This is a genomic window from Micromonospora salmantinae (assembly GCF_022230905.1).
In the GTDB taxonomy this organism is placed as follows: Bacteria; Actinomycetota; Actinomycetes; order Mycobacteriales; family Micromonosporaceae; genus Micromonospora; species Micromonospora salmantinae.
Genome location: NZ_JAKKFG010000013.1, coordinates 147,828 through 162,497, shown reverse-complemented (window position 1 = coordinate 162,497; position 14,670 = coordinate 147,828). Strand labels below are relative to the sequence as shown.

13 protein-coding genes are annotated in these 14,670 nt (G+C 70.9%); 10 read left to right on the top strand and 3 right to left on the bottom strand.

The annotated features are described in order from the left end of the window. The first annotated feature begins 22 nt into the window (after nucleotides 1–22). Entirely contained in the window at nucleotides 23–1,447 is a 1,425-nt protein-coding gene (gene purB / locus PSH03_RS13130; protein ID WP_238689259.1) for an adenylosuccinate lyase, read from the top strand. A 146-nt stretch (nucleotides 1,448–1,593) separates the two neighbouring features. Here purB and PSH03_RS13125 read toward each other — a convergent pair whose 3' ends face one another. Further along, nucleotides 1,594–2,157: a YbjQ family protein gene (locus tag PSH03_RS13125; RefSeq protein ID WP_238689258.1), complete on the bottom strand. Its 564-nt coding sequence runs from the start codon at nucleotides 2,155–2,157 to the stop codon at nucleotides 1,594–1,596. A 24-nt stretch (nucleotides 2,158–2,181) separates the two neighbouring features. Continuing rightward, complete coding sequence (locus tag PSH03_RS13120) at nucleotides 2,182–2,865, bottom strand: S1 family peptidase (RefSeq protein WP_210784150.1); 684 nt, start codon at nucleotides 2,863–2,865, stop codon at nucleotides 2,182–2,184. Between the two features lie 357 nt (nucleotides 2,866–3,222). Between PSH03_RS13120 and purS the strand changes: the two genes are divergently transcribed. From purS to PSH03_RS13100, 4 genes are all read left to right on the top strand, one after another. Further along, complete coding sequence (gene purS, locus PSH03_RS13115; protein ID WP_030491392.1) at nucleotides 3,223–3,486, top strand: phosphoribosylformylglycinamidine synthase subunit PurS; 264 nt, start codon at nucleotides 3,223–3,225, stop codon at nucleotides 3,484–3,486. Next, entirely contained in the window at nucleotides 3,483–4,166 is a 684-nt protein-coding gene (purQ, locus tag PSH03_RS13110) for a phosphoribosylformylglycinamidine synthase subunit PurQ (protein ID WP_210784151.1), read from the top strand. Before purS ends, purQ begins: the two co-directional genes overlap by 4 nt. A gap of 67 nt (nucleotides 4,167–4,233) precedes the next feature. After that, nucleotides 4,234–6,903: a phosphoribosylformylglycinamidine synthase subunit PurL gene (gene purL / locus PSH03_RS13105; RefSeq protein ID WP_210784152.1), complete on the top strand. Its 2,670-nt coding sequence runs from the start codon at nucleotides 4,234–4,236 to the stop codon at nucleotides 6,901–6,903. A gap of 4 nt (nucleotides 6,904–6,907) precedes the next feature. Beyond that, a complete protein-coding gene (locus tag PSH03_RS13100; protein WP_238689276.1) occupies nucleotides 6,908–7,663 on the top strand; it encodes a 2-phosphosulfolactate phosphatase in 756 nt (251 codons plus the stop codon). 70 nt (nucleotides 7,664–7,733) lie between these two features. On the opposite strand, the gene PSH03_RS13095 is transcribed toward PSH03_RS13100, so the two are convergent. Beyond that, nucleotides 7,734–9,704 carry a carboxypeptidase regulatory-like domain-containing protein gene (locus tag PSH03_RS13095; RefSeq protein WP_238689257.1) on the bottom strand — a complete coding sequence of 657 codons (1,971 nt, stop codon included), beginning with the start codon at nucleotides 9,702–9,704 and terminating at the stop codon, nucleotides 7,734–7,736. 161 nt (nucleotides 9,705–9,865) lie between these two features. Here PSH03_RS13095 and PSH03_RS13090 point away from each other — a divergent pair, with 161 nt between their 5' ends. The 5 genes from PSH03_RS13090 to amcA all read left to right on the top strand — a co-directional run bounded on the left by PSH03_RS13090 (nucleotide 9,866) and on the right by amcA (nucleotide 14,568). Then, nucleotides 9,866–10,219, top strand: a complete 354-nt coding sequence (locus PSH03_RS13090) for a sterol carrier family protein (RefSeq protein ID WP_238689256.1) — start codon at nucleotides 9,866–9,868, stop codon at nucleotides 10,217–10,219. Between the two features lie 168 nt (nucleotides 10,220–10,387). Then, nucleotides 10,388–11,926 carry an amidophosphoribosyltransferase gene (gene purF / locus PSH03_RS13085; RefSeq protein ID WP_210784153.1) on the top strand — a complete coding sequence of 513 codons (1,539 nt, stop codon included), beginning with the start codon at nucleotides 10,388–10,390 and terminating at the stop codon, nucleotides 11,924–11,926. 57 nt (nucleotides 11,927–11,983) lie between these two features. After that, complete coding sequence (gene purM / locus PSH03_RS13080; protein ID WP_091396042.1) at nucleotides 11,984–13,138, top strand: phosphoribosylformylglycinamidine cyclo-ligase; 1,155 nt, start codon at nucleotides 11,984–11,986, stop codon at nucleotides 13,136–13,138. 130 nt (nucleotides 13,139–13,268) lie between these two features. Next, nucleotides 13,269–14,372 (top strand): cyclophane-forming radical SAM peptide maturase AmcB, encoded by a 1,104-nt coding sequence (amcB, locus tag PSH03_RS13075; RefSeq protein WP_305076082.1) that lies wholly within the window; start codon nucleotides 13,269–13,271, stop codon nucleotides 14,370–14,372. Next, nucleotides 14,341–14,568, top strand: coding sequence for a multiple cyclophane-containing RiPP AmcA (gene amcA / locus PSH03_RS13070; RefSeq protein ID WP_210784155.1), 228 nt, complete (start codon nucleotides 14,341–14,343; stop codon nucleotides 14,566–14,568). Before amcB ends, amcA begins: the two co-directional genes overlap by 32 nt. The last annotated feature ends 102 nt before the right edge of the window (nucleotides 14,569–14,670 follow it).

The window sequence follows — 14,670 nt, the reverse complement described above, 5'->3', positions numbered from 1 at the left end:
CGGGTAGGAGAGAATGAGGCACGTGACGACGATCCCCAACGTGCTGGCCAACCGGTACGCCTCGCCTGAACTGGTCGCCCTCTGGTCCCCGGAGGAGAAGGTCCGGATGGAGCGGCGGCTCTGGCTCGCCGTTCTCCGCGCTCAGCGCGACCTGGGCGTGCCGGTGCCGGACGGCGTGGTCGAGGCGTACGAGCGGGTGCTCGACCAGGTCGACCTCGCCTCGATCGCCGAGCGGGAGCGGGTCACCCGGCACGACGTGAAGGCCCGGATCGAGGAGTTCAGCGCGCTCGCCGGGCACGAGCACGTGCACAAGGGGATGACCTCCCGGGACCTCACCGAGAACGTCGAGCAGCTCCAGGTGCGCGCCTCACTGGAGCTGATCCGCGACCGGGTGGTGGCCACCCTGGCCCGGTTGGCCTGGCTGGCCCACGAGCACTCCGAGCTGGTCATGACCGGCCGTTCGCACAACGTGGCGGCGCAGGCCACCACGCTGGGCAAGCGCTTCGCGTCGGCGGCGGAGGAGCTGCTGATCGCGTACGAGCGGCTGGAGGAGCTGATCGCCCGCTACCCGCTGCGAGGGATCAAGGGACCGGTCGGCACGGCCGCCGACCAGCTCGACCTCTTCGACGGCGACGCCGACAAGGTGGCCGAGCTGGAGCGACGGGTAGCCGAGCACCTGGGCTTCTCCCGGGTGCTGGACAGCGTCGGGCAGGTCTACCCGCGCTCGCTGGACTTCGACGTGCTGGCCGCGCTGGCCCAGACGGCCGCCGCGCCGTCGTCGCTGGCCACCACGATCCGATTGATGGTCGGTCAGGAGCTGGCGACCGAGGGCTTCAAGCCGGGGCAGGTCGGTTCCAGCGCGATGCCGCACAAGATGAACACCCGCTCCTCGGAGCGGGTGAACGGCTTCGCCGTGATCATCCGGGGTTACCTGTCGATGGTCGGCGAGCTGGCCGGTGACCAGTGGAACGAGGGGGACGTGTCCTGCTCGGTGGTCCGCCGGGTGGCACTGCCGGACGCGTTCTTCGCCGCCGACGGGCTGTTCCAGACGTTCCTCACCGTGCTCGACGAGTTCGGCTCGTACCCGGCGGTGATCAACCGCGAGCTGGAGCGTTTCCTGCCGTTCCTGGCCACCACGAAGATCCTGGTCGCGGCGGTCCGGCGGGGCGTCGGCCGGGAGGTCGCCCACGAGGTGATCAAGGAGCACGCGGTGGCGGTGGCCCTGGCGATGCGCGAGAAGGGCTCACCGGAGAACGACCTCTTCGACCGCCTGGCGGCGGACGGCCGACTCGGCCTGTCCCGCGCCGACATCGACACCCTGGTCGCCGACCGCAACGCCTTCGTCGGCGCCGCCCAAGCCCAGGTGGCAGCGGTGACAAGCCGCATCACCACCGTGGTGACCGCCCACCCAAACGCGGCAACCTACAGCCCACCCCCCATCCTCTAACCCCACCCACCCCACCCCACCCACCCCACCCGGCGTTGCCCGCCCTTCCCTGGGTGATCAAGAGGTTTGCGTCATTTTCGATCTCCGTGATGACCGAAACCTCTTGATCAACACGGGAGAGGGGGCCCGGTGGGCCGGTGGGTGGGTTACTCGCCGGTTGGGGTTTCGGCGGCGGTTCTCAGGTTGGGGGCGCTGGCCGGTTCGGCGATGCCGCCGGGAGACTCGGTGAAGCCCGCGATTTCCGCGGTCCCGGCGGCGACCGCCGGCTGGTCGGCCGGCATGACCTCGGGCATCTTGGGTACGGCGACCACCGCCGTCCCGTACGCGCAGATCTCCATCCACATCTCGCCACAGTCCCGACTGTCGAACCGCATGCCGATCACCGCGTTCGCGCCGAGCCGCAGTGCCTCCTCGCCGAGGCGGGCCACCGAGTCGGTGCGCCACCGGGTCAGGTTGTCCGGGGCCATCGGGTCGTACGCGCCACCGCGCAGGTTCTTCACACCCTCGCGGTACGGGTTGCGCGTCCTGGCCATCGATGACACCACCTCACCGAGAATCTGGCGGATCTCGTAGCCGGGCAGTTGCTCTGTCGTCACGACCAGCACGGTTCCGATGCTGTCAGGAGTGGCGCGACCCGATCGTGTGCATTGTTCACCTGATCGGATGCTGCAAAACGACGCGGCGCGGACGGCCGGCACGTGGCCGACCATCCGCGCCGAGCGGGGCGCTAACCGTCAGACACCGGCCACCGAGGTGATCCAGGCCCGGTTGTACGCAACGCTGCCGTAGTTCTGGATGCTCGACCCGTCGGCGGTGGAGGCGACGCCGACCTGCTGACCGTTGTAGAACTGCGGGCCACCGGAGTCACCGCGCCAGGCGTTGCCGTTGATCCGGGTGGTGCGGATCGCCTGGCCGCCGTACGCGTCGGTGGCGCTGTTGCTGGTCACCCGGACGGTGGCGGTCTTCAGCACGGTGGACGCCGAGCAGCCGCTGTAGCAGGTCATGCCCCAGCCGTAGATCGAGTTCGTCGAGTTGATCGGCGGGTTGCTGCTGGCCAGGCTCACCGCGGAGGTGCTGACGGTGCTGGAGAGCCGCATGAGCGCGAGGTCGTAGCGGGTGTAGGTGGCGCTGACCGTGCGGGTGACCCCGCCGGAGGTGCGGTTCACGCTGCCGACGCGCACCGACATGGTGCCGCTGATGCAGTGCCGGGCGGTGAGCACCCACTGCGCGGCGATGACGCTGCCGGAGCAGGTGAACGAGCCGTTGCTGAGCACCGCGGCGGCCCAGGGCGCGGACGAGACGGTGCCGCCGCCGATGATGGGTTGCGGGCCGGCGGGGGCGGCGGACGCGGCGGACGTGACGCCGAGGGCGCCGACCAGCGCGGTGCTGAGTACGGCGAGCAGGGGGCGGATGCGCATCGGGTGGACTCCTTGGACGGGGCGCGCCCGGGGTCGCCGGGTGCGGATGGAGCCGGACGGCGGGATTCCCGGAGCCGGCGGAATCGACTTACGTCGATGTAGAGTAGGGCGGGACGCGATCGTTATCAAGGAGCTGATCGAGGTTGCCCAATGTAACGATTCGGCCACCCGCAGCGCCGTATTTGTCCTGCTAGGGCCGCCTGTCGCGCCTGACAGGTCCGACTGAGCGTCAGTAATGTCGATCACTGCCTGAACTGCACCCGGCCGGTGCGTCCGCGGCGATATCTGCCAGGTACGCTGGCTGCGCTCGCCCATTGTGGGTCGGCACCCAACTGCGTACACAGTCAGGAGTGCCCAGTGCCTCGCGTCGTCGTCGACGTCATGCTCAAGCCCGAGATCCTTGATCCGCAGGGCCAGGCCGTCGCAAACGCGCTGCCCCGGCTCGGCGTCGGTGACGTCGCCTCGGTTCGGATCGGCAGGCGGATCGAGATCGAGTTCACCGGTGAACCGGACCTGGACCGCGCTCGGGAGATTGCCGACAAACTGCTCGCCAACCCGGTCATCGAGGACTTCACCGTCCGCCTGGTCGAGGCCGACGAGACTGCGGACGCCCGCTCGTGACCGCCCGGGTCGGTGTGGTCACCTTCCCCGGCTCGCTCGACGACGGGGACGCGGCCCGGGCCGTCCGGATCGCCGGCGCTGAGCCGGTCCGGCTCTGGCACGGCGACCCGGAGCTGCACGGTGTCGACGCTGTCGTCCTGCCCGGCGGTTTCTCCTACGGTGACTACCTGCGGTGCGGTGCCATCGCCCGGTTCGCCCCGGTGATGGAGACGATCGTGGACGCCGCCCAGGGTGGTCTGCCGGTGCTCGGCATCTGCAACGGCTTCCAGATCCTCTGCGAGGCGCACCTGCTGCCCGGCGCGCTCACCCGCAACCAGCACCTGCACTTCCGCAACCGGGACCAGGTCCTGCGCATCGAGTCGGCCGGGACGGCGTGGACCAACGCGTTCCAGCCCGGCCAGGAGGTGCTCATCCCGGTCAAGAACGGCGAGGGCTGCTACGTCGCGGACACCGCGACGCTGGACCAGCTCGAAGCCGAAGGTCGGGTGGTCGCCCGCTACGTCGGCGGCAACCCCAACGGGTCCCAGCGCGACATCGCCGCGATCACCAACGCCGCCGGCAACGTGGTCGGCATCATGCCGCACCCCGAGCACGCGGTGGAGGCGCTCACCGGCCCCTCGCTGGACGGCCTCGGCTTCTTCACGTCGGTCCTCAAGCACCTGGTGGGGGCGCCGGCATGACCGGCGGCACGATCATCGGTCAGCTCAACCGCCGGCCTGGCGGGCACGAGCGCAGCGAGGAGAGGTCATGACCACCCATCCGGACCCGGTACGGGACACACCGGAGGCGTACTCCGCCCCGGCGCAGCCGGCCGAGCCGAGCCTGGCGCAGCCGGTCGCACCGGCAACCGCTCCCGCCCAGCCGGCCGCCGCCGTCTGGACCGAGGGCGTGGACACCGTGCCGCGCGCCGGTGGCACCCCGGGCGAGCTTCAGCCGTACACCGAGCTGGGCCTGCGTGACGACGAGTACGACCGGATCCGGCAGATCCTCGGCCGCCGGCCCACGCAGTCCGAGCTGGCGATGTATTCGATCATGTGGAGCGAGCACTGCTCCTACAAGTCGAGCAAGGTGCACCTGCGCCAGTTCGGCGAGAAGGCCCCGCACAGCGACCGGATGCTCGCCGGCATCGGTGAGAACGCCGGTGTCGTGCAGATCTCCGACGAGCTGGCGGTGACCTTCAAGGTCGAGTCGCACAACCACCCGAGCTTCGTCGAGCCGTACCAGGGCGCGGCGACCGGCGTCGGTGGCATCGTCCGGGACATCCTCGCCATGGGCGCCCGCCCGGTCGCGGTGATGGACCCGCTGCGCTTCGGTGCCGCTGACCACCCGGACACCGCCCGGGTGCTCACCGGTGTGGTCGCCGGCGTGGGCGGCTACGGCAACTGCCTGGGCCTGCCCAACATCGGTGGCGAGCTGGTCTTCGACCCCTCCTACCAGGGCAACCCGCTGCTCAACGCGCTCTGCCTGGGCGTGCTGCCGGTCAGTCGGCTGCAGAACAAGGCCGCCGCCGGCCCGGGCAACGTTGTCGTCCTGATGGGCGCCAAGACCGGCCGCGACGGCATCGGCGGCGTCTCCGTGCTGGCCAGCGCCACCTTCGACGAGGGCAGCGAGGCGCGCCGCCCCGCCGTGCAGGTCGGCGACCCGTTCACCGAGAAGCTGCTGATCGAGGCATGCCTCGAGCTGTACGACGGCCAACTTGTCGTCGGCATCCAGGACCTCGGCGGCGCCGGCCTGACCTGCGCGCTCACCGAGACCGCCGCCGCCGCCGGCACCGGCATGCGGGTCTGGCTGGAGCGGGTGCCGCTGCGCGAGCCCTCGATGGACCCGCACGAGATCCTGGCCAGCGAGTCGCAGGAACGGATGCTGCTGGTCGTCGCGCCGGACAAGCTCGACGCGGTGCTCAAGACCTGCGACAAGTGGGGCGTCCTCGCCACCGCGATCGGTGAGGTCACCGCACCGGAGCCGGACGGCAGCCCGGGTCGACTGCTGATCACCTGGCAGGACCACCTGGTCGTCGACGTGCCGCCGGGTTCGCTGGTCGACGACGGCCCGGTCTACGCCCGGCCGATGCGCGAGCCGGCCGACCTGATCCTGCTCCAGGCCGACCGGGCCGAGACGCTGCCCCGTCCGGCCGACCCGGAGGCGCTGCGGGAGACCGTGCTGCGCATGATCGCATCGCCCAACCTGGCCGACAAGAGCTGGGTCACCGAGCAGTACGACCGCTACGTGCTGGGCAACACAGTGCTCGCCCAGCCGGAGGACGGCGGCGTGATCCGGATCGACGAGCGGACCGGTCTCGGTGTGGCGCTGTCGGTCGACGGCAACGGCCGGTACGCCCGACTGGACCCGTACAACGGCACCAAGCTGGCCCTGGCTGAGGCGTACCGGAACGTGGCGGTGACCGGCGCGAAGCCGATCGCCGTGACCGACTGCCTCAACTTCGGCTCGCCGGAGGACCCGGGCGTGATGTGGCAGTTCGCCGAGGCCGTGCGCGGCCTGGCGGACGGCTGCCTGGAGCTGGGCATCCCGGTGACCGGCGGCAACGTCAGCTTCTACAACCAGACCGGCGCGGCGGCCATCCACCCGACTCCGGTGGTCGGCGTGCTGGGCGTGCTGGACAACGTCGCCGACCGGGTGCCGATGGGCTTCGTGCCGCGCGCCGGTGGCGACCACGACCAGCTCTACCTGCTCGGCGAGACGAACGTGGAGCTGTCCGGCTCGGAGTGGGCCTGGGTGACGCACGAGCACCTCGGCGGTATTCCGCCGCAGGTCGACCTTCTCCGCGAGAAGGCGCTCGCCGAGTTGCTGGCCGAGGCGGCCCGCGTCGGTCACCTGGCCTCCGCGCACGACCTCTCCGACGGGGGCCTGGCCCAGAGCCTGGTCGAGTCCTGCCTGCGTCGCGGCGTCGGTGCCCGGGTCGCGGTGCCGGAGCAGTTCGCCGAGGGCTCGATGCCGTTCGTCTACCTGTTCAGCGAGTCCGCCACGCGGGCGCTGGTCTCGGTGCCGCGCGGCCACGACAAGGCGTTCGCGGCGCTCTGCGCCGAGCGGGGCGTGCCGTTCGAGCTGATCGGCGTCACCGACCCGTCCGGTGGTGCGCTCGAGGTGCACGGCCAGTTCCGGATCGGCCTGGACGAGCTGCGCACCGCGCACACCGAGACGTTGCCGCGCCTCTTCGGGGGCTCGGCGGCCGTCGAGGTGCCCGCGCCGGCTGCCGGTGTGGCGGGTGCGGTCGAGGCCGTCCCGCTGCCGGTCGCGCCGGCTGAGTCGGTCGACGCGGCGGCGGTGGTCTCCGAGCCGATCGCTTCCTCGGGTCCTTCTCCGGAGACCGGCGCGGTCGAGCCGATCGGGTCGGAGCAGCCCGGTGGGGCGTCCGAGTCTGACTCCGGTGACACCGAGCCGTCGCCTGACGAGCGCTGAGGCGTTGACGGCCGCCGTCTACGGCCAACCTGGATCGGGTGCCCGGTTCGACTGGGGGCTGACCGGGGCGGCCGAACTCGGCAGGGTCTGCGCGGCGCTGGTGGTGGTGGACGTTCTCTCGTTCACCACCGCCGTGGAGGTAGCGGTCGCCAGGGGCATGCGGGTGCACCCGTTCCCCTGGGGTGAGCAGGCCGCCGAGTACGCCGTCCGGGTCGGTGCGACCGCTGCTGTCGGGCGGCGGCAGACGACCACGGAACATCCGTGGTCGCTCTCGCCCGCCGCGCTGAGCAGCGCACCAGTGGTGGCGGACCTCGTGCTGCCCTCCCCGAACGGCTCGGCCATCAGCGCCGCCGCCAGCGCCACCGGTCTGCCGGTGGTCGCGGCGTGCCTGCGCAACGCACGCGCCGTCGGGCAATGGCTGCGCCGCCAGGGGTACGGCACGCTGGACGCCCCGATCGGCGTGATCGCCTCGGGGGAGCGGTGGCCGGACGGTTCGCTGCGCCCGTCGGTGGAGGACCAACTCGGCGCCGCCTCGGTGCTGGACGCCCTCTCCGGCGTGCCGGGTGGGCTCTCGGTGGAGGCGGCCATGGCGCTCGCCGCGCTGGCGAGCACCCCGGACCTGCCCGCCGCGGTGCGTGGCAGCGTCTCCGGACGGGAGTTGACCGAGAGCGGCTTCGCCGCGGACGTGGACGTCGCCGTCCGGATCGGCGTGTCGGACGTCGTGCCGGTGCTGCACCAGGGCGTTTTCTCCGCCGCCTGACCGCGCCTGACCGCCGCCAGAAACGGCCACCCGGATCTCCGGGTGGCCGTTTCCATGTGCTGTGGTGGGGTCAGTCGTCCAGCCAGTCGAGGCGGCGACCGCCGCGCTCGGTCGGCGGCGGTGGAGTGTCCGGCCGGTTCCGCCCGGCGGGCTGGCCGTAGCCGCCCTGGTCGTAGCCCCGGTCGTCGTAGCCGCCGCGCTGCTGCGGAGGCTCCTGGCCGTAGTTGCCGCCTTGGTCGTATCCACCGGCGGGCTGGCCGTAGCCGCCCTGGTCGTAGCCCCGGTCGTCGTAGCCGCCGCGCTGCTGCGGAGGCTCCTGACCGTAGTTGCCGCCTTGGTCGTATCCACCGGCCGGTTGACCGTAGCCGCCCTGGTCGTACCCGCCAGCCTCCGGAGCGCCGTATCCGGCGGTCGGCTCTGCGGCGCGACCGCCGTACGGGGCGGCGTCGGGCTGGCCGTACCCCTGCCCCTGCTCCGGCTGGTAGACGCCGGTGGCGTAAGGGTCGGCCGGGGCCGGGTACTGGGTGCTGTCGCCGGTGTACCGGCCGGTCGGCTCGTCGAACCGCTCGCCGTAGGCCGCTCCGCCAGCGGGAGCCGGCGGGTAGGCGGCGGTGCCGCCCGGGGCGTCGTAGTCACGACCGCCGTAGCCGCCACCGGAGGCTGGAGCGTTCCCGTAGCCGGCACCGTAACCGTCACCGGCCGCACCGGCACCGTACCCGCCCTCCGGGCCGGCCGGAGCGCCGTAGCCGCCACCGGAAGCCGGGGCGTTGCCGTAGCCGCCGGCACCGTACCCGGCGGACGCTGGCTCCTCGCCGTAGCCGGCGCCGCCCCAGCCCTGCTGACCCGCGCCGCCGTACGCCTGGGCAGGCGCGCCGTACGGGTCTGGCGGAACGTCGTCGACCACCGGTCGGTGCATCATCGTCGGCGCCTCGCTCAGCGCCGCGCCGCCGACCATGGTCGGGTCTGCTCCACCGCCGGGACGACCGCCGACCACCCGGGTCTGGTCGTCGGGGCCGCGGAACCCGCCGCGCGAGGGCGGCACCGCACCGCCGCCACCGGCAGCTGCCGGGGCGTCGTCGTCGTCGCCGTTCTCCCTGCGCTTCATCCAGAGCAGCACGATCGTGCCGACACCGGCGGCGACCAGGAGACCACCGAGCAGAATGATCAGGTACGAGCCGATGCCGCCGCTGTCCTCGTTGTTCGCGGCGTTCGCCGGAGCACCCTGGCTGGCCTCCTCGGTGGGCTCCTCCTCGGTGCCCTCCTCGGTCACCTCGTCGGTCGGGGTGGCCTCGGGGGTGGCGGACGGGGTGGCGCTGGGCGTCACCTCGACCTTGATCGCGAGGCTGATTCGTTGCCCGGTGACGGCCTGTCCGGCGGCGGCGTTGATCGTCTTGGTGGCCACCACGTTGTCGAAGCTGGCACCCAGATCGATCCGTCCGGGTGCGATCGGCTTGTCGGTGGTGCCGGTGAAGCGGAAGTCGCCGCTGCCGTTGCTGGTGGTGTCGAGCTGTCGGCCGGTGCTGTCGCGCAGCATGACCACCGCGTTCGGCACGGCCTTGCCGTTTGCCTGTGCGACTACCTTGCCGGAGACCGACCGCACGGTCTGGTTCTGCGGCGGCGGCGGAGCGGCCTTGCCCTTCACGGTCAGCGAGACGTTGGCGGTGTCCGGGCCGGACTCGGCCTCGACAGCCACCGTGACCGTCGCGGTCGCGTCGCCGGCGTTGTCGTTGGCCGCGATCCGGACCAGCTGCGACCTCGGCTGATTGCCCAGGCCGGGCAGGTCGATCTCGCCACAACCGCTGGCACATCGAACACCCGAGGGCAGGCCGGCGAGGCTGATCGTCGCCTTGTCGTCACCGTTACCCGGTGTGACGCTCACAGTGATCGTGGCGTCGCTGCCGGCGTTTACGGTGATCGAGCCGGGGGAAACGCTGACATCTGCGGCCATGGCTGGTGTGGCGGGGACGGCGAGCAGAGCGCCGGCAACCAGCGCTACGACCACACCGGCCCGCTGCTTCCAGGCACGTCGGTGTGTTGACACGTCCACCGCCTTCCGGGCTGACTTCCCTCTGACCGGCGGGGCGCCGGGCCGGGGATCATCACGGTACGAATACGCCGTCGGCAACTATGCCTTGTCCGACTGCATGAGCGCGACCCAGGGCCAGCGTCGCGTGTCTGGCCTGGGGGTCGTATCGTCCCGTCGTGTCCTCTCCGCACAGTAAGTCCGCTGCCGTTGTGGCCGCGTTGTCGGCGCTCGACGAGGGGCGTACACCCGAACGGCCGGTGTTCCGAGAGGCGGTCCGGTCGTTGTTGGCCGTCCTCGAGGAGCGCGCCCCCGGCCGATCGGTGGAGGTGCGCGTTCCACCATACGGGGCGATCCAGTGCGTACCGGGGCCTCGACACACCAGGGGAAATCCACCAAACGTGGTCGAGATGGCCCCGAACACCTGGTTGGAACTGGCGACCGGCAGGGTCACCTGGGCGGAGGCGGTGACCGACGGTCGTGTCCAGATGAGCGGCAACCGCGCGGACCTCTCGGCGTATCTGCCCCTCTAGTCGTCCCGATGTCCCACTGACTGTAACGGTGAGCAGCGGAATCGTGACTTTCTGTGTTGACGTCGATTCGCGTACACTGTCAGGCGATGACAGTGGTCCCGGCAGAGGAGAGTGGATCCTCCAGTGATCCCCGCCCGGCCGGTCCAGACCAGCATGAGGGAGCGGTAGGTGCCCCGAGGCGACGGCCGGCTGAGCCACGACCTTGACCCCCAACGACCTGGCCCCCAGGATGCCTGCGGCGTCTTCGGCGTCTGGGCCCCCGGCGAAGAGGTTGCCAATCTGACCTACTTCGGCCTCTACGCCCTACAGCACCGCGGCCAGGAGGCGGCGGGCATCGCGGTGAGCGATGGCTCCGGCGTGGTGGTCTACAAGGATCTTGGCCTGGTGGCGCAGGTCTTCGACGAGCCCACCCTGGCGAGCCTGCGTGGTCACCTGGCTATCGGGCACGCCCGATACTCCACCACCGGCGCGTCCAACTGGGAGAACGCCCAGCCGACGATCCGGTCGACCACCTCCGGCACGACCATCGCGCTGGCCCACAACGGCAACCTGGTCAACACGGCCGAGCTGGAGAAGGAGGTCGCCGAGCGCGGCCTCATCGCTGACGGCTCGACAAACGACACCTCCCTGGTGACGATGCTGCTCGCCAGCCGACCGGATCTGTCGGTCGAGGCGGCCGCGCTGGAGGTGCTGCCGCAGTTGCGCGGCGCGTTCAGCTTCGTCTTCATGGACGAGTCGACCCTCTACGCGGCCCGCGATCCGCACGGTGTCCGTCCGCTGGTGCTCGGCCGCCTGGAGCGCGGCTGGGTCGTCGCCAGCGAGACGGCCGCCCTGGACATCGTCGGCGCCAGCGTGGTGCGCGAGGTCGAGCCGGGCGAGCTGATCGCGATCGACGAGAACGGGCTGCGCTCCACCCGGTTCGCCGCGCCGGAGCCGAAGGGCTGCCTCTTCGAGTACGTCTACATCGCCCGCCCGGACGCCACGATCGCCGGACGCAACGTCCACTCGGCGCGGGTGCAGATCGGCCGGCAGTTGGCCAAGGAGCACCCGGTCGAGGCCGACCTGGTGATCCCGGTGCCCGAGTCGGGCACCCCAGCCGCCATCGGGTACGCGGAGGCGTCCGGCATCACGTACGGCGCCGGCCTGATGAAGAACCCGTACGTGGGTCGCACCTTCATCCAGCCGTCGCAGACCCTGCGTCAGCTCGGCATCCGGCTCAAGCTCAACCCGCTGCGGGAGAACGTCCGCGGCAAGCGGTTGGTGGTCGTGGACGACTCGATCGTGCGCGGCAACACCCAGCGCGCCATCGTGCGGATGCTGCGTGAGGCGGGGGCGCTGGAGGTGCACGTCCGGATCTCCTCCCCGCCGGTCAGCTGGCCGTGCTTCTACGGCATCGACTTCGCCACCCGGGCGGAGCTGCTGGCCAACGGGTTGGACAACGACGGCATCCGGCGCTCCATCGGCGCCGACACGCTGGGCTTCGTTTCTCTACCCGGCCTGATCGCCGCGACCGAGCAGCCGAAGACCAGGTTGTGTCGGGCGTGTTTCGATGGGGAGTACCCGATCGAGTTGCCAGCCGGCAACCTGATCGGTAAGCACGTGCTCGAAGGGGTGGGTCGACGCGTCGCCAACTCGGCGTCGGAGGCCCCGCACACCAACGGCTCGTCCGTCGCCACTCCGGGTGGCGTTACCGCAAACCGCCCGTAGCACCAACCGGCGCGGCCCGGCTACCGCCGGCGGCACCGAGAACCAAAGGGGAGAACCGTGACGCACGTGTCCGAGCGCAGCGGCGCAGGAAGCAGCCCGACCGGCGCCGGCGGCGACCGCCAGCCGTGGACGGGTGGTGCTGGCCGCCAGGCGCGCAAACGCTCGGTCTCGTACGCCGATGCCGGTGTCTCCATCGACGCGGGTGACCGCGCGGTGGAGCTGCTCAAGTCGAAGGTGCGGCAGACCCGCCGGCCCGAGGTGCTCGGTGACCTCGGTGGCTTCGCCGGCCTGTTCCGGCTGGACACGAAGAAGTACAAGAGCCCGATCCTGGCGTCCTCCACCGACGGGGTGGGCACCAAGCTGGTGATCGCCCAGCAGATGGACATTCACGACACGGTCGGCATCGACCTGGTCGCGATGGTCGTCGACGACCTGGTGGCCTGCGGCGCCGAGCCGCTGTTCCTGCTCGACTACATCGCCACCGGCGAGGTCGTGCCGGACAAGGTCGCCGAGATCGGCGCGGGCATCGCCGACGGCTGCCGCTACGCCGGCTGCGCGCTGCTGGGCGGCGAGACCGCCGAGCACCCCGGCGTCCTGCGTCCGGACGAGTACGACATCTCCGCGACCGGCGTGGGCGTGGTCGAGGAAGCCGACATCCTGAGCCCCGATCGGGTCGAGGTGGGCGACGTGGTGATCGCCATGCGCTCCTCCGGCCTGCACTCCAACGGGTACTCACTGGTCCGGCACGTGCTGCTGGGCGCTGCCCGGATGCGTCTGGACATCGTGATCGACGACTTCGGTCGGCAGCGGACCCTCGGCGAGGAGCTGCTCACCCCGACCAAGATCTACGCCAAGGACTGCCTCAAGCTGATCGCCGAGGCCGAGGTGCGGGCGCTGTCCCACATCACCGGTGGCGGCATTCCCGGCAACCTGGTCCGGGTGCTGCCCGAGCACGTCGACGCGGTGGTCAACCGGTCCACCTGGAAGCCGCAGCCGATCTTCGACCTGATCCAGACGAAGGGTCGGATCGACGACCACGACATGGAGTCGACCTTCAACATGGGCGTCGGCATGTTCGCGATCGTGTCGGCCGAGGACGCCGACCGGGCGCTGGCCACCCTGACCGGTCGTGGCGTCGAGGCGTGGCAGGCTGGCGAGATCATCGAGGGCACCGGCAACGTGCAGATGGTCGGTCAGCACACCCGAGGATGATCACTTTCCGGTGATCGTACGGGCACCTGATCAGGGCTTCACCCGAGTGGCCAATGCCGCCTAGCCTGAAGGGCACCCTCAGGCTAGGCGGAGGAGGGCGATGGCTGCTCGGGGACAGTCGTTCAGCGGGATGCGCGGTCTGGCCGCCGTCCCGTCGTACGTCGTCATGCAGCCCACCACCCTCTGCAACCTCGACTGCGCGTACTGCTATCTGCCGTTTCGCGCCGCCGACCGCCGCATGCCGGTGGCGGTGGCCGAGGCGGTCGCGGCAGCTGTCAATCCCTGGGCGGCGAACGGTCGGTTCTCCGTCGTGTGGCATGGCGGCGAGCCCCTGGCCACTGGTCGAGAGCACCTGGCCGATCTGATCGCCCCGTTCGGGCCAGAGGTCGAGCACCATGTGCAGACCAACGCCACTCTCATCGACGACGACTGGTGCGATTTCTTCGCCCGGCACGAGATGCGGGTGAGCGTGAGCGTCGACGGGCCCCGGGCGCGCAACGGCGACCGGGTCAACCGGGGCGGTCAGCCGGCGTACGACCGGATCCTGCACGGCATCTCGGTGCTGCGGCGGCGCGGTCTGCCCTTCTCCGCGCTGGCCGTGGTGTCCCGGCCCGAGCCGGGGCTCGCCACCGAGCTGTACGAATACTTCCTTGAGCTGGGCTGCGACGTGCTGGGCATCAACATCGAGGAGACCGAGGGGGTCAACACCCGCGACAACCGCCACGACCCGTCGGCGGTGTCCGCGTTCTGGGCGGAGTTGGTCGGCGCGTGGCGCCGGGAGCCCCGGATCCACCTGCGGGAGATCGAGTGGTCGTTGCGCTACGCCGCGGCGGTGCTCGACAACTCGGCGGACGCATTGCTGCCCCGCCACCTGGACCCGATCCCCACGATCGGTCACGACGGCTCGGTGATCGTGCTCTCCCCGGAGTTGGCCGGTTTCACCGACCCGCACTACGGCGACTTCAGTAGCGGCAACGTGCTGACGACCCCGTTGGCGCAGATCCTCGGCGACGCGGCGACGACGCCGTGGGTGAGGGAGTTCCTGGCCGGGGTGGAGGCGTGTCGGGCATCCTGCCCGTACTTCGGCTTCTGCGGTGGTGGCCATGCCGCCAACCGTTACTTCGAACTGGGGCGTTTTGACGGTACGGAGACCGAGCACTGCCGCAACAGCAAGATCCGCCTATTGGAGGGAGTGTTGGAGCATGCCCGAGACCACCAGTCACCGGCGGCCTGAGCGCGAAGCGGACGACGGAGTTACCGAACGGGTGCGGGACGCGGCTCCCGCGCTCGTCGCGCTGCTTCAGGAGGCCGAGGACGCCCGGCGGCTGCGTTCGGAGGTGTCGGGCGCGGAGGGCTCCAGCGCGGTCTGCGCCTGGAACCACTTCGAGAACATCCCGACGTTCTACAACTGGAACAATCGCCCGCGCTGAGGGAGCCGTTGTCAGGGGCCTGTCGAGCGACCGGAGTGGATCCGGTCGGGCCAGGCCCCTGATCGTCGGCGACTGCACGTGCACGGGACGTGCGTGAGCACG